The sequence below is a fragment of the Castellaniella defragrans genome, assembly GCF_014203015.1.
Taxonomy (GTDB): domain Bacteria; phylum Pseudomonadota; class Gammaproteobacteria; order Burkholderiales; family Burkholderiaceae_B; genus Castellaniella; species Castellaniella defragrans.
In genome coordinates this window covers 171,756-185,887 of sequence record NZ_JACHIB010000008.1, presented here as the reverse complement: position 1 = coordinate 185,887, position 14,132 = coordinate 171,756, and the positions used below count along the sequence as shown (strand labels likewise).

Below are 14,132 nucleotides of genomic sequence, written 5' to 3'. Positions count from 1 at the left end.
TCCCATGCCGCCGATCCCCGCCGCCGCGTCGCCGGAGCAGCCTGACCACCCGAAAATCACTTCACCAGGCTTGCTGACGAAATGTCCAGGCTAGGCGGCGCGTCCGCCCCCGGTCCCGCTCAATCTTCCCGGTACAGCTCCAGCGCCACGCCGCGCAGCCAGCGGTTGGCCGGGTCCTTGTCGTAGCGGTGGCTCCAGTGGATGCCGACGTCGAACTGGTGCTGCGGGAGGTCGGCCTCGATGATGGCGTAGCCGCCGCGCGGCGCGAACGACAGGGCGATGTTGCGCGGGATGATGACGGCCAGGTCGGTGGCTTCGATGAGGGCGGGCAGCGCCATGAAATGCTCGGTCGTCACCCGCACCCGGTCGGCCGCGTGCAGGGCTTCCAGCGTCGTGCGCGTATAGGCGTGCGTGCGCACGGTGATGAAGTCCAGGGCCTGGATGGCGTCCAGCGCGCGCAGCCGCGTGCCGTGGCGGCGCGCGAAGGGATGCCCCGCGCGCATCAGGATGATGTAGCGGTCCTGGAACAGGATGGCCGAGCGCATGGACTTCAGGCCGGGCAGGAAGCCGAAGGCCAGGTCCACCCGGCCCTGGTCCATGGCGGGCCCGAGGTCGGCCAGCGGCACCCGCATGGTCTCGATGCGGGTGCGCGGCGCGCGCAGCCGCACCGTGGTGATGAGGCGGGGCAGGAACTGGTCCTCGCCGATGTCGGTCATGTGCAGCCGGAAGACCCGCTCCGCCAGGGCGGGATCGAAGCCCGAGGCGTCCCGCACGGCGCTTTCCAGCGCGCGCAGGGCCTCCTGGATGGCCGGCGCCATGCGCTGGGCGCGGGCCGTGGGCGCGACCCCGCCGGCGGCGCGCACGAACAGCGGATCGCCCATCAGGTTGCGCAGCCGGGTCAGGCCCTGGCTGACGGCGGGTTGGGTCAGGTCGAGCGCGGCGGCCGCGCGGCTGACGTTGCGGGCCGTGTAGATCGCATCGAACACGCGCAGCAGGTTCAGGTCGAGCTTCATATCATTAGTATGGCTAATAAAAAATATTAAATCCATTTTATTGATTTATATCCCGCCCGATTCCATCATGTCTCGAATGAATAGAAGTGAAGCAAAGTCCGCCCTCCGGCGGACCGCTGCACGAACGAAGACAGGCCCCGCCCGGGGCCCGGAGGACGACAGGATGGAAGACGTGGCGCAGGACGCGGCGCGCGCGCAGGCGCAGGGGCAATCGCAGGCGGGCCGGGTGACGGTGCGCAGGGCCGTGACGGACCTGCTGCGCGAGTTCGGCATGACGACCCTGTTCGGCAATCCGGGCTCGACCGAGCTGGGGCTGTTCCTGGATTTCCCCGCCGATTTCCGCTACGTCCTGGGGCTGCAGGAATCCGTCGCGGTCGGCATGGCCGACGGCTACGCCCAGGCCACCCGCAACGCCGCCTTCGTCAACCTGCATTCGGCGGTCGGCGTGGGGCACGCCATGGGGGCGATCTTCACGGCCTACAGGAACCGCACGCCGCTGGTGATCACGGCGGGGCAGCAGTCGCGCGCCATCCTGCCCTTCGATCCCTTCCTGTTCTCCAGCCAGGCGACGGAGCTGCCCAAGCCCTACGTCAAATGGAGCATCGAGCCGGCGCGCGCCGAGGACGTGCCGCTGGCCATCGCGCGCGCCTGCTACATGGCCATGCAGCCGCCATGCGGGCCGGTGCTGGTGTCCGTGCCCGCCGACGACTGGGGGCGCCTGTGCGAGCCCGTGCGGGCGCGCCGCGTCAGCCGCTCGATCCGCCCGGACGCCGCGCTGCTGGAGCGCATCGGCCAGCGGCTGGACGCCGCGCGGCGGCCGGCCTTCGTGCTGGGCGCGGCGGTGGACCGGGACCAGGCCTGGGACGAGGTCGTGGCGCTGGCCGAGCGCCACCGCGCGGCGGTCTGGACCGCGCCGATGTCGGGGCGCAACGGCTTTCCCGAGGACCACCCCCTGTTCGCCGGCTTCCTGCCCGCCGCGCGCGAGCGCATCGTCGGCCTGCTGTCGGGCCACGACTTCATCCTGGCCCTGGGCGCGGCGGCCTTCGCCTACCACATCGAGGGCGAAGGCCCCCACATCCCGCCCGGCAGCGAGCTGGCCCAGATCGTCGACGACCCCAACACGCTCGCCTGGGCGCCGACCGGGACCGCGGCGCTGGGCAGCGTGCGCGCGGCCGTGCGCGACCTGCTGGACCGGCCGATGCCGCCCCGGCGCGACGATCCGCCGCGCCGCGCCCCCGCGCCCCGCGCCGAGCCGGCGTCGCCGATGTCGGTCGCCTACGTGCTGCAGACGCTGGCCGAGACGCGCGCGCCGGACTCGATCGTGGTCGAGGAGGCGCCCAGCGCGCGGCCGGTGATGCAGCGCCACCTGCCCATCCTGCGCGCCGAGACCTTCTACACCATGTGCAGCGGCGGCCTGGGCTTCGGCCTGCCGGCCGCCGTCGGCGTGGCCCTGGGCAAGCCGGGCCGCAAGGTCATCGGCCTGATCGGCGACGGCTCCAGCCTGTATTCGATCCAGGGGCTGTGGAGCGCCGCGCAGCTGAAGCTGCCGATCACCTTCCTGATCCTGAAGAACCGCGGCTACGCCGCCCTGCGCGAATTCGCGCCGGTCTACGGCTTCACGGCCGCCGATCCGCTGTACGGCGTCGATCTGCCCGACATCGATTTCGTCGCCGTGGCCCGGGGTCTGGGCTGCGAGGCCGCGCGCGTCTCCGATCCGGGCGCGCTGGCCGGCGCGCTGCGCACGGCCCTGTCCGCGCCCGTGCCGTTCCTGCTGGAAATCGACGTGGCCTGAGCCCGCTCGGCCCGGCGCCCGCATTCCGTTTCCATCTCCATCGAGGAGGACATCATGAGCACGATTTCCCTGTTGATCGGCGGCGAGCGCCGCCCGGCCGCCGGCGGCAAGACCTTCCAGCGCCGCAATCCGCTCGACGGCGGCGTCGCCACCACGGCGCCGGCCGCCACGCCCGAGGACGCCCGGGCCGCCGTGCAGGCCGCCGCCGGGGCCTTCGGCGCCTGGTCGCAGACCGGCCCCGGCGAACGGCGCGCCCTGCTGAACCGCGCCGCCGAGGCGCTGGAGGCCCGCGCCGCCGATTTCAGCGCCGCCATGGCGGCCGAGACCGGCGCCTCCGCGCTGTGGGCCGGCTTCAACGTCCACCTGGCGGCCGGCATGCTGCGCGAGGCGGCGGCGCTCACCACGCAGATCGGCGGCGAAGTGATCCCGTCCGACGTGCCGGGCAGCCTGTCCATGGGCCTGCGCGTGCCGGCCGGCGTGGTGGTGGGCATGGCGCCCTGGAACGCGCCCGTCATCCTGGGCGTGCGCGCCGTGGCCACGCCTCTGGCCTGCGGCAACACCGTGGTGCTGAAGGGCTCGGAACTGTGCCCGGCCACCCACGGCCTGATCGTCGAGGCGCTGCGGGAAGCGGGCCTGCCGGCCGGCGTGGTCAATTTCGTCACCAACGCGCCCGAGGACGCCCCCGCCGTCGTCGAGGCGCTGGTGGGCCACCCGGCGACCCGGCGCGTGAACTTCACCGGCTCGACCCGGGTCGGGCGGATCGTCGGCGAGCTGTGCGCCCGGCATCTCAAGCCGGCGGTGCTGGAGCTGGGCGGCAAGGCGCCCCTGGTGGTGCTCGACGACGCCGACCTGGACTGCGCGGTCAACGCCGCGGCCTTCGGCGCCTTCGCCAATTCGGGCCAGATCTGCATGTCCACCGAACGCATCATCGTCGACGAGCGCGTCGCCGACGAATTCGTCCGCCGCCTGGCCGACAAGGCCCGCGCCCTGCCGGTGGGCGATCCGCGCGAGGGACCGGTGGTCCTGGGCTCGCTGGTGGACATGTCCGCCGTGCGGCGCTGCAACGACATGATCGACGACGCGCTCGCCAAGGGCGCGACGCTGCTGTGCGGCGGCAGGAGCGAGGACACCCTGATGGCCGCGACCCTGCTGGACCACGTCACGCCCGACATGCGCATCTACGCCGAGGAGACCTTCGGACCGGTCAAGGCCATCGTGCGCGTGGCCGGCGAGGACGCCGCCGTGGCCTGCGCCAACGACAGCGCCTACGGCCTGTCCGCGGCCGTGATCGGCGCGGACGTCGCCCGCGCGCTGCGCGTCGCCGGCCGCATCCAGTCCGGCATCTGCCACATCAACAGCGCCACCGTGGACGACGAGCCGCAGATGCCCTTCGGCGGCGTCAAGGACAGCGGCTACGGCCGCTTCGGCGGCCGCGCCGGCATCGAGGCCTTCACCGAGGTCCGCTGGGTGACGGTCCAGACCTCGCCCCGCGCCTATCCGTTCTGAGGACCGCGCCATGGCGAACGACGTCATCGAAGCCCTGCGCGCGGCGGTCGGCGCGGCCCACTGCCTGGCGGGCGACGCGATCGAGGACCGCTACCTGCGCGACTGGATGGTCAGGACGCCGCCGGGCCGGCCGCTGGCCGTGGTGCGCCCCGCCGATACCGCCCAGGTGTCCGCCGTCCTGCGCGCCTGCCATGCGGCCCGCGTGCCGGTCGTGCCCCAGGGCGGGCGCACGGGCCTGGCCGGCGGCGCCCTGCCGGTGCCGGATTGCGTCGTGCTGTGCCTGGAGCGGCTGGACGCCATCGAGGAAATCGATCCGGCGGCGGCGACCATGACCGTCGGGGCGGGCGTTCCCCTGGAGACCATCCAGCAGGCGGCGCAGGGCGCCGGCTTCCTGTTTCCCCTGGACCTGGGCGCGCGCGGCTCGTGCCGCATCGGCGGCAACCTGTCGACCAATGCCGGGGGCAACCGGGTGCTGCGCTACGGCATGGCGCGCGACCTGGTGCTGGGGCTGGAGGCCGTGCTGATGGACGGCACCGTGCTCAGCGGGATGAACAAGATGCTGAAGAACAACACCGGCTACGACCTCAAGCAGCTGTTCATCGGCAGCGAGGGGACGCTGGGCGTCATCACGCGGGCCGTGCTGCGCCTGTTTCCCCAGCCGCGCAGCCGCTGCACGGCGCTGTGCGCGCTGACGGACTACGACGCCGTGGTGCGTCTGCTGAACCACGCCCGTGCCGGCCTGGGGCCGCACCTGGCGGCCTTCGAGCTGATGTGGCCCGATTTCTACCAGTTGGTGACCTCCAGCCTGCCTTCGCTGCCCACGCCCCTGCCGCACGGCCACGGCGCCTACGTGCTGCTGGAGTCGATGGGCACGGACCCGCGGGCCGACCAGGCGCGCTTCGAGGCCGTGCTGGGCGAGGCCCTGATGTCCGACGTCGTGCAGAACGTCGTCATCGCCCAGTCCGAGGCGCACGTGGCGGCCCTCTGGTCGATCCGCGACGCCTCGGGCGAACTGCAGCGGATCTTCTGGCCGCACGCGGGCTACGACGTCAGCATCCCGACAGGGGATCTGGGCGGCTTCATCCAGGCCTGCACGCGCGCCGTGAAAAAGCGCTGGCCCGGGGCGCGGACCGTGTTCTTCGGCCACGTGGGCGATTCCAACATCCACATCGGTGTCAAGGTCGATGAGGATCCCTTTCCCGAGCCCGACATCGACCGGGTCGTCTACGGGCTGGTGCGCGACTGGGGCGGCTCGGTGTCGGCCGAGCACGGCATCGGCGTGCTCAAGCGGCCCTATCTGGGCTACAGCCGCAGCGCGGCCGAGCTGGCGGCGATGCGCGCGCTGAAGGCGGCCCTGGACCCGCTGGGCCTGCTCAACCCCGGCAAGGTGCTGCCGGAACCGGAAGGCTGAGCCCGCGCCGGCCGCCGCATGGCGGCGGCACCCGGCCACGGGACGGATCGGCAGCCGGGGCGAAAACCGGAGCGAGAGCCGTCCCGAAGGACCGACGCGACACGGACGGAACACGAACTCAGAGACGGACAAGAGACGGAGCAGGAGACGACATGCATACGCACCCGGCAGACGACGCGGCGGCAGCCCCGCCAGGACCCCACACGCACCGGTTCGGGCCGTTCGGCCGGGCCCTGCACGCCGCATCCAAGGCGCTCGCGGCCCTGGGCGGCCTGGCCTTCGTGGCGCTGGTCGCCATGTCGCTGATTTCCATCGTCGGGCGCAAGCTCGCGGCCATGCCGGTGCCCGGCGACATGGAGGTGCTGATGATGGTGGCGGCCGCCGCCTCGGCCGCCTTCTTCGCCTTCTGCCACCTCGAAGGCGGCGACGTCAAGGTGGATTTCTTCACCGCGCATGCCCGGCCCGGCGTGATCCACGGGCTGGACGCCCTCGGCTCCCTGCTGGTGGGGCTGTTCGGCGCGCTGATCGCCTGGCGCACCGGCGTGGGCGCGGCCGCCCTGCGCGAGGCGGGCGAGACCTCGGCCATCCTGGGCTGGCCGGTGTGGGTCGCCCAGGCGGCCATGGTGCCCGGCTTCGTCCTGATGGCGGCGGCCGGCCTCTACATGTGCGGTCTGCACCTGCGGGCCGCCCGCTCCGGCGGGGAGGTCCGGCCATGAGCGGCATGACCATCGGCTTCATCATGTTCGCGGCGCTGCTCGCCCTGATGGTGATCCGCATCCCCATCGGCATCTCGATGTTCGTCGCCGGCGCCGGCGGCTACGCCTGGCTGACGGGCAGCTGGACGCCGCTGATGGCCTCGCTGAAGAACCTCGCGTATGCCCGCCTGTCCAACTACGACCTGGTGGTGATCCCGCTGTTCCTGCTGATGGGGCAGTTCGCCACGCACGGCGGGCTGAGCCGCAGCCTGTTCCGTTTCGTCAGCGCCTTCATCGGCCACCGGCGGGGCGGGGTGGCGATGGCGGCGGTGGGCGCCTGCGCGGGCTTCGGCGCCATCTGCGGGTCCTCCCTGGCGACCGCGGCCACCATGGGGCAGGTGGTGCTGCCCGAACTGCGCCGCTACGGCTACGCCGGCAGCCTGGCCACCGGCACGCTGGCCGCGGGCGGGACGCTGGGCATCATGATTCCGCCGTCCGTGCCGCTCATCATCTACGCCATCCTGACCCAGGAGTCCATCGGCAAGCTCTTCATGGCGGCCGTCATCCCCGGTCTGCTGGCCATGATCGGCTACATGATCGTCATCCAGATCATCGTGCGCCGGCATCCGGAGATGGGCCCCGCCGGCGCGCGGGTCGGCTGGCCGGAACGCCTGCGGGCTCTGGTCCAGGTCGGGCCGGTGCTGGCGGTGTTCGTGATCGTCATCGTCGGCATCTACGCCGGCTGGGCCACCCCGACCGAGGCGGCGGCCATCGGCGCGGCCGCCTGCGGCGTGATCGCCGTGGCCTCGGGCGGCCTGCGCTGGCGGGGCCTGCTGGAAAGCGCCCTGGGCACGGCCCAGGCGACGGCGATGATCTACCTGGTGCTGCTGGGCGCCGACATGCTGAACGTGGCCCTGGCCCTGTCGCAGCTGCCGGCCGAACTGGCCTCCTGGGTGCAGGGGAGCGGCCTGTCGCCGTTCCTGGTGATCGTCGCCATCCTGCTGGTCTACATCTTTCTCGGCTGCGTCATGGATTCGCTGGCCATGATCCTGCTGACCATCCCGATCTTCTACCCGATGGTGATGGAGCTGGATTTCTACGGCATGGGCCACGACGACAAGTCGATCTGGTTCGGCATCCTGGCGCTCATGGTGGTGGAGATCGGCTTGGTCCACCCGCCGGTGGGCATGAACGTCTACATCATCAACCGCCTGGCCAAGGACGTCCCCCTGACGGACACCTTCAAGGGCGTGCTGCCGTTCCTGGCGTCGGATTTCATCCGGATCGCGGCGCTGGTGCTGTTCCCCAGCCTGGCGCTGGTGCTGGTCAGGACGTTCGGGGCGTTGTAGCCGCGGTGCGTGCGCGCGCGCCCGATGCGGGACGCGCGCATGCGGCGCGGTGCTTGTTCGGTGCGGCGCGCGTCCGGTGCAAGCGCGTTCGCGCCGTGCGATGCGCATTCATTCAAACCAGGCGAACCACGCCGACCCATGAGGAGACACGCATGAAGCAGCATTCCAAGACATTCCGCGCGGGCAGGGTGCTGGCCGCGCTGGCCCTGGGCCTGACGGCGGCCGCGGGCGCCCGGGCGGCCGATCCGGTCGTCCTGAAGGTCGCCCATTTCCTGCCCGCCACCTCCAGCGCCCAGATCAACCTGATCCAGCCCTGGTGCGACCGGATCGCGCAGGAATCCGGTCAGCGCATGGTCTGCCAGATCTATCCGGCCATGCAACTGGGCGGCACGCCGGCCCAGCTCTTCGACCAGGCCAAGGACGGCGTGGCCGACATCGTCTGGACCGTCCCGACCTACGCCGCGGGCCGCTTCGTCAAGAGCGAGGTCTTCGAGCTGCCCTGGATCGCGGTCAAGGCCGAGGCCGGCAGCCAGGCGCTGTGGGAATACGTCCACAAGTTCGCCCTGGACGAGTTCAAGGGCGTGCATCCGATCTTCATGCACCTGCACGACGGCGCGCTGTTCCATTTTTCCGGCAAGCACCCCCGCACGCTGGAAGACCTGAAGGGCCTGAAGATCCGCGCCGCGACCCGTTCCAACGCCCGCACCATCGAGGCGCTGGGGGCGGTGCCGGTGCAGATGCCGCTGCCCGCCGTGCCCGATGCCCTGAGCAAGGGCGTGGTGGATGGGGTGACCGTGCCCTGGGAGAGCGCCCCGGCCATCAAGCTGGCGGAAATCGCCTCCTACCATTTCGACGTGCCCGAGGGCGCGCCCCGGCTGTCGAACACGATCTTCCTGTTCGGCATGAACCAGGCGCGCTACGACAGCCTGCCGCCCGACCTGAAGAAAGTCATCGACGACAACAGCGGCCTGAAGGCCTCGGCCTGGGCCGGCCGGGTCGGCTTCGACGAGGTCATCCCGAAGTTCAAGGCGCAGGCCAAGGCCGCCGGCAACCAGTTCTACGACATGCCGGACGCGGAATACCGGCGCTTCGTCGAGGCCACGCGCGGGGTCTCCCAGGAATGGATCGCGGCGGTCGATGCCAGGGGCGGCAAGGGCGCCGAGCTGCTCGCCGTGGCGCGCAACATGGTCAAGAGCCATGCGTCCGGCCGTTGAGCGCGGATCCGGCCAGGCGCCGCGCGGTGCGCGGCGCGTCCCGGTGCGGCGGCCGTCCTGGACATCGCGCATTTCACCACCCAAAGGAGACATACGATGAAACGACACGCATCCGTGCTGCGCCTGCTGGCGGGCGCGGCCGCCGGCCTGGCGCTGGCGGCAACCGCCCAGGGGGAACAGATCGTCCTCAAGGTGCACCATTTCCTGCCGGCCACCTCCAACGCGCAACTCAACATGATCCAGCCCTGGTGCGACCGGATCGCGCAGGAATCCGGTCAGCGCCTGGTCTGCCAGATCTATCCGGCCATGCAGCTGGGCGGCACGCCGGCCCAGCTCTTCGACCAGGCCAAGGACGGCGTGGCCGACATCGTCTGGACCCTGCCGACGTATTCGGCGGGCCGCTTCACCAAGAGCGCGGTGTACGAGCTGCCCTGGCTGGTGCCCAACGCCGAGGCCGGCAGCCGGGCCCTGTGGGCCTTCACGCAGAAGTACGCCCTGGACGAATACAAGGGCGTGCATCCGATCTTCATGCACATGCACGGTGGCACCCTGATCCACTTCGTCGGCAAGCGGCCCAAGACTCTGGCGGACATGAAGGGCCTGAAGATCCGTTCGGCCAACCGCGTCAATTCCCAGATGCTGGAGGCCATCGGCGCTGTGCCGGTGCAGATGCCGCTGCCCGCCGTGCCCGATTCGCTGGCCAAGGGCGTGGTCGATGGCGCGGCGGTGCCCTGGGAGGGCGTGCCGGCCATCAAGCTCGACGAGATCTCGCGCTACCACCTGGACGTGCCCCAGGGCAAGCCGCGCATGGGCAATTCGATCTTCCTGTTCGGCATGAACCAGGCGCGCTACGACAGCCTGCCGCCCGACCTGAAGAAAGTCATCGACGACAACAGCGGCATCGAGGTGTCCGCCTGGGCGGGCCGCACCGTCTTCGACGAGCGGGAGGCCGAGTTCATGAAGACCTCCAGGGAAAACGGCAGCGAGTTCCACGCCATGGACGAGGCCGAATACCAGCGCTGGGTGGACGCGACTCAGGGCGTGCGCGACCTGTGGATCGAGGCGGTCGACAAGAAGGGCGGCCAGGGCGCCGATCTGTACACGGCCGCCCGCAACCTGGTCAAGGAGTTCTCGATGCGGCGCTGAGCCCGCCCGGGCCGGAGGGCGGCCCGGTTCAGCGGTGCCGGTTCAGGGCCAGGTGGCAGGCGCCGCCCAGCACCAGCCCCCAGAAGGCGCTGCCGATGCCCAGCAGGCTCATGCCCGAGGCCGTCACCAGGAAGGTCACCAGCGCGGCATCGCGGTGCTCGGGCGCCTGCAGCGCGTCGTGGATGCCTGCGCTCAGGGTGCCCAGCAGGGCCAGTCCCGCGATGGCGGCGACCAGTTCGTGCGGGAAGGCCGCGAACAGGGCCACCACCGTGGCGCCGAAGATGCCCGTGAACAGATAGAAGACGCCCGCCCAGACCGAGGCCTTGTAGCGCTGCGCGGCGTCCGGGTCGGCGTCGGGGCTCATGCAGATGGCGGCCGTGATGGCGGCCAGGTTGAAGGCGAAGCCGCCGAAGGGCGCGAGCAGCATGCCCGTCGCTCCCGTCCAGGAGATCAGCGGCGAGGCGGGCACGCGCGCATAGCCGTTGGCGCGCAGCACCGCCAGGCCGGGGATGTTCTGGGACGTCATGGTGACGATGAACAGCGGCAGGGCCACGCCCACGAAGGTCGAGAGCGAGAACTCGGGCGCCATCCAGACCGGCCGGGCGGGAGTCCAGTCGAGCCCGGCCAGGGACAGGCCGCCCTGCAGGGCGGCGCAGACGATGCCGGCGGCCAGGGCCAGGGGGACGGCGTAGCGCGGCAGGGCGCGCCGGGCCAGCAGGAAGGCGAGCAGCATCGCGCCCACCAGCAGCGGGCGGCCCTGCATGGAGACGAACAGGTCCATGCCGAAGCGCAGCAGGATCCCGGCGAGCATCGCCGAGGCCAGGTGCCGCGGCACCCAGTCCATGATCTTCTGGAACCAGCCCATGACGCCGCACAGCGTGATCAGGGCCGAGCAGGCGAGGAAGGCGCCGATGGACTGCGCCAGGCCGACGTCGCCCAGGCTGGTCGCCAGCAGGGCCGCCCCGGGGGTGGACCAGGCGGTCAGCACGGGCGCGCGCCAGGCCAGCGCCAGACCGATGCAGGTGACGCCCATGCCGATGCCCAGCGCCCACATCCACGAGGCGAGCTGCTCGCCGTGCGCTCCGGCGGCGCTGGCCGCCTGGAACACGATGGCGACGGAGCTGGTGTAGCCGACCAGGACGGCGATGAAGCCGGCCGAGATGTGCGAGATCCGCAGCCAGCCCGCGATCCCTCCGGCTGTCGTGTCCGTGCTCATGCGTTTCCCTGGACGTGCGGGGGGCAGCATTTCATGGCGCGGCCTGGGTGATGCTGTGCGCCCAGGTGAAGGCCTGCTGGACCAGCGGGTCGAGCTGCTCGGCGGTGACGCCGAGCGCCTGCAGCAGCGGGGCGGGGTCTTCCTCGGCGTCGCGGTCCGAAGGGAAGATCAGGGTGGCCAGGCGCAGGTCCGGACCCAGGGCGCCTTCGCGCCGCAGCAGGGCGTCGCGCACCGGGACGTCGACGTGGACCTGCGCGAGCAGGTCCTGCATGGTGCCCTGGAACATCTGGTCCATGATGGACAGGATGCCGGTGGTGAAGGCGGCTTCCGCGCGCACGGTCTGCTCGGGGTGGACCAGGGTGGACAGGGCTTCCATCAGGTGCGCCCGCGCGCTGGCCTGGAGCAGGATGGGCGACAGGTAGCCCGCCGGCCGGCCGGCCTCGGTGTACATCAGGACCTGGATCCAGCGCTGCAGCTGCCGGCGGCCCAGCAGCATGATGGCCTGGTTCAGGGACTCGACCTCCTGGCTCAGGCCGAAGGCCGGGGTGTTCACCATGTCGAGCAGGGTCTTGACCAGTTCGGGGTCCTGCTGCAGGCAGGCCTGGATTTCCGGGGCTTCGCCTTCGCCCATGATCAGCGTCACCAGGCGCAGCAGGGTCTTCTGGCGCGGCGTGAGGGACGCCGCGGAGGCCAGGTCCATGGGCCAGTGGCCCTGGAACAGGGTGAAGCCCAGCAGCATGAAATTGTCGTGCGTCGCCTTGTCGGGCGAGTTCACGGCCATCAGCTGGCGGCCGGCCTGCTTGTGCTGGAAGCTCTGGCGGAAGATGTCGGCCTTGGTGCTCAGCGCGGGATCGAAGCGCACGATCTTGCAGAAGGGCAGGAGCGCTTCGCGGCCGGGCTGGGCGGCGAGGTCGCCGCGGATGGAGAATTTCGTGCCGCCCCGGGCCAGGCCCTGCAGCGCCTGGATCAGTTCCGGCGTGATCTCGGTCGTTTCCGGGAATTCGAGATAGGTGCGGTGGCGCGGCAGCATGTGCACGTAGGCGTTCTGCAGCAGGCCGGGGGTGCCGTCGATCCAGTGGGGAACGTAGGCGAAGAAGGCGCTGGCGCCATGCGTGCGCGCGGCTTCGATCAGGGCGGCGCCGGTGTCCGGATCGGGCGCCTGCGGCTCGGCGGTCCACAGCACGCGCATCCGGTAGCCGGCCAGGCCGCGGTTCTGGTCCAGGATCGGCTCGCGGCGGATCAGGCGCGGCGGCAGGGGGGGCGGGGCCTCGGCCGCGGCGTCGGTGGACGGATCGGTCGTCAGGGTAGGTTCTTCCATCGGGTCTCCTTGTGGGCGCCTGCGGTGTTTTTCACGGGCACGCGGCTCGCGCGCAGGCCTTGTCTCTTGTCGTCGTCTTGAAAAGAAAACGGCGGTTCTGGTCTTGTTCTTGTTGTTCCCGGCTTCCCGCCCGCGGCGGCTCGTCCGTGCAGCCGCCGCCGAGCATTGTACTGTGCCTGCCGCCGGGGGTCAGCACCGGCCGGTCCGCCAGCCTTCGCGGGAGGACGTTTCCGTCACGCGGTGCGAGATGTCCGCCCTCCGGGACGCCGCGCGCCCGTTTTCCGGGGGGTGGTCTACAATCGGGCATCGTTCCGCCGGAGAGACCCATGCCTGGATTGCTGCCTGAAGTAGACCCCGAGGGGCTGCTGGAATATTCGGTGGTCTACACCGACCGCGCCCTGAATCACATGTCCTCGTCGTTCCAGCAGGTGATGCGCGACATCTCCCGCACCCTCAAGTCGGTGTACGGGGCGCATTCCGCCATCGTCGTGCCGGGCAGCGGCACCTTCGGCATGGAGGCCGTGGCGCGGCAGTTCGCCACCGGCAGGCGCTGCCTGGTGATCCGCAACGGCTGGTTCAGCTACCGCTGGAGCCAGATCTTCGAGACCGGCCGCATCCCCTCCGAAGAGCGCGTGCTCAAGGCCCGCCCGACCGAAGCCGGCGCCCAGCCTTTCTTCGAGCCGCCGCCGGTGGCCGAGGTCGTCGCGGCGATCCGCGAGTTCAAGCCCGAGGTCGTGTTCGCCGCGCACGTGGAGACGGCCTCCGGCATCATGCTGCCCGACGACTACATCCGCCAGGTGGCCGACGCCACGCACGAGGCGGGCGGCCTGTTCGTGCTGGACTGCATCGCCTCGGGCACGATCTGGGTGGACATGCGCGAAGTGCACGCGGACGTGCTGATCTCGGCGCCGCAGAAAGGCTGGACCTCGTCGGCCTGCTGCGGCCTGGTGATGCTGGGCGAGGCCGCCCGCAAGCACATCGAGACCACGCAGAGCACCAGCTTCGCCTGCGACCTGCGCAAGTGGCTGGGCATCATGGAAGCCTACGAGAAGGGCGGCCATGCCTACTACACCACGCTGCCCACGGATTCCCTGACCGTGCTGCGCGACGTGATGGCCGAGACCGAGGCCTACGGCTACGAGCGCGTCAAGGCCGAGCAGCGCCAGCTCGGCCAGGCCGTGCGCGCGCTGCTGCGCGAACGCGGCTTCAAGAGCGTCGCGGCGCCCGGCTTCGAGGCGCCGGGCGTGGTGGTCAGCTACACCACCGACGACGGCATCCACACGACGCGCAAGTTCGCCGAGGCAGGGCTGCAGGCCGCCGCCGGCGTGCCCCTGGCCTGCGACGAGCCCGAAGGCTTCAAGACCTTCCGCCTGGGCCTGTTCGGCCTGGACAAGCTGCACAACGTCGAGCGTACCGTCGCCACCCTGGCGCGGGCGCTGGACCGGATCCAGGCGTAACCGGATCCGGGCGTA

General features: G+C 71.0%; 11 protein-coding genes. 8 read left to right on the top strand and 3 right to left on the bottom strand.

Annotated elements, in window-relative coordinates; all coding sequences use genetic code 11:
• Positions 1 to 119 precede the first annotated feature (119 nt).
• On the bottom strand, positions 120 to 1,013 hold the full coding sequence (locus tag HNR28_RS08615) for a LysR family transcriptional regulator (RefSeq protein WP_151025648.1): 894 nt from the start codon (positions 1,011 to 1,013) through the stop codon (positions 120 to 122).
• Between the two features lie 163 nt (positions 1,014 to 1,176).
• Here HNR28_RS08615 and mdlC point away from each other — a divergent pair, with 163 nt between their 5' ends.
• The 7 genes from mdlC (at position 1,177) to HNR28_RS08580 (ending at position 10,126) form a co-directional block, all read left to right on the top strand.
• Positions 1,177 to 2,805 carry a benzoylformate decarboxylase gene (gene mdlC / locus HNR28_RS08610; RefSeq protein ID WP_184142766.1) on the top strand — a complete coding sequence of 543 codons (1,629 nt, stop codon included), beginning with the start codon at positions 1,177 to 1,179 and terminating at the stop codon, positions 2,803 to 2,805.
• 54 nt (positions 2,806 to 2,859) lie between these two features.
• Positions 2,860 to 4,311 carry an aldehyde dehydrogenase gene (locus HNR28_RS08605; protein WP_184142763.1) on the top strand — a complete coding sequence of 484 codons (1,452 nt, stop codon included), beginning with the start codon at positions 2,860 to 2,862 and terminating at the stop codon, positions 4,309 to 4,311.
• A gap of 10 nt (positions 4,312 to 4,321) precedes the next feature.
• Positions 4,322 to 5,722 (top strand): FAD-binding oxidoreductase, encoded by a 1,401-nt coding sequence (locus HNR28_RS08600; protein ID WP_151025014.1) that lies wholly within the window; start codon positions 4,322 to 4,324, stop codon positions 5,720 to 5,722.
• 152 nt (positions 5,723 to 5,874) lie between these two features.
• Positions 5,875 to 6,438: a TRAP transporter small permease gene (locus HNR28_RS08595; protein WP_151025015.1), complete on the top strand. Its 564-nt coding sequence runs from the start codon at positions 5,875 to 5,877 to the stop codon at positions 6,436 to 6,438.
• Positions 6,435 to 7,766 (top strand): TRAP transporter large permease, encoded by a 1,332-nt coding sequence (locus HNR28_RS08590; protein ID WP_151025016.1) that lies wholly within the window; start codon positions 6,435 to 6,437, stop codon positions 7,764 to 7,766. The genes HNR28_RS08595 and HNR28_RS08590 overlap by 4 nt, the downstream gene beginning before the upstream one ends.
• 152 nt (positions 7,767 to 7,918) lie before the next feature.
• Entirely contained in the window at positions 7,919 to 8,980 is a 1,062-nt protein-coding gene (locus tag HNR28_RS08585) for a TRAP transporter substrate-binding protein (protein WP_151025017.1), read from the top strand.
• A 96-nt stretch (positions 8,981 to 9,076) separates the two neighbouring features.
• The gene (locus HNR28_RS08580; protein ID WP_151025018.1) at positions 9,077 to 10,126 is read left to right on the top strand and encodes a TRAP transporter substrate-binding protein; all 1,050 of its coding nucleotides are present in this window, start codon (positions 9,077 to 9,079) and stop codon (positions 10,124 to 10,126) included.
• A gap of 28 nt (positions 10,127 to 10,154) precedes the next feature.
• On the opposite strand, the gene HNR28_RS08575 is transcribed toward HNR28_RS08580, so the two are convergent.
• Both HNR28_RS08575 and HNR28_RS08570 read right to left on the bottom strand, forming a co-directional pair.
• Positions 10,155 to 11,342, bottom strand: coding sequence for a benzoate/H(+) symporter BenE family transporter (locus tag HNR28_RS08575; RefSeq protein ID WP_151025019.1), 1,188 nt, complete (start codon positions 11,340 to 11,342; stop codon positions 10,155 to 10,157).
• Positions 11,343 to 11,373: 31 nt separating this feature from the next.
• Positions 11,374 to 12,660 (bottom strand): EAL and HDOD domain-containing protein, encoded by a 1,287-nt coding sequence (locus HNR28_RS08570; protein WP_151025020.1) that lies wholly within the window; start codon positions 12,658 to 12,660, stop codon positions 11,374 to 11,376.
• A 326-nt stretch (positions 12,661 to 12,986) separates the two neighbouring features.
• Between HNR28_RS08570 and HNR28_RS08565 the strand changes: the two genes are divergently transcribed.
• A complete protein-coding gene (locus HNR28_RS08565) occupies positions 12,987 to 14,117 on the top strand; it encodes an aminotransferase class V-fold PLP-dependent enzyme (RefSeq protein ID WP_043682048.1) in 1,131 nt (376 codons plus the stop codon).
• The last annotated feature ends 15 nt before the right edge of the window (positions 14,118 to 14,132 follow it).

Excerpts from the sequence above, each read along its gene's own strand:
- HNR28_RS08595 (WP_151025015.1), top strand. The coding sequence starts at position 5,875 with ATGCATACGCACCCGGCAGACGACGCGGCGGCAGCCCCGCCAGGACCC.
- mdlC (WP_184142766.1), top strand. The coding sequence starts at position 1,177 with ATGGAAGACGTGGCGCAGGACGCGGCGCGCGCGCAGGCGCAGGGGCAA.
- HNR28_RS08565 (WP_043682048.1), top strand. The coding sequence starts at position 12,987 with ATGCCTGGATTGCTGCCTGAAGTAGACCCCGAGGGGCTGCTGGAATAT.
- HNR28_RS08585 (WP_151025017.1), top strand. The coding sequence starts at position 7,919 with ATGAAGCAGCATTCCAAGACATTCCGCGCGGGCAGGGTGCTGGCCGCG.
- HNR28_RS08590 (WP_151025016.1), top strand. The coding sequence starts at position 6,435 with ATGAGCGGCATGACCATCGGCTTCATCATGTTCGCGGCGCTGCTCGCC.
- HNR28_RS08570 (WP_151025020.1), bottom strand. The coding sequence starts at position 12,660 with ATGGAAGAACCTACCCTGACGACCGATCCGTCCACCGACGCCGCGGCC.
- HNR28_RS08605 (WP_184142763.1), top strand. The coding sequence starts at position 2,860 with ATGAGCACGATTTCCCTGTTGATCGGCGGCGAGCGCCGCCCGGCCGCC.
- HNR28_RS08580 (WP_151025018.1), top strand. The coding sequence starts at position 9,077 with ATGAAACGACACGCATCCGTGCTGCGCCTGCTGGCGGGCGCGGCCGCC.
- HNR28_RS08600 (WP_151025014.1), top strand. The coding sequence starts at position 4,322 with ATGGCGAACGACGTCATCGAAGCCCTGCGCGCGGCGGTCGGCGCGGCC.
- HNR28_RS08615 (WP_151025648.1), bottom strand. The coding sequence starts at position 1,013 with ATGAAGCTCGACCTGAACCTGCTGCGCGTGTTCGATGCGATCTACACG.
- HNR28_RS08575 (WP_151025019.1), bottom strand. The coding sequence starts at position 11,342 with ATGAGCACGGACACGACAGCCGGAGGGATCGCGGGCTGGCTGCGGATC.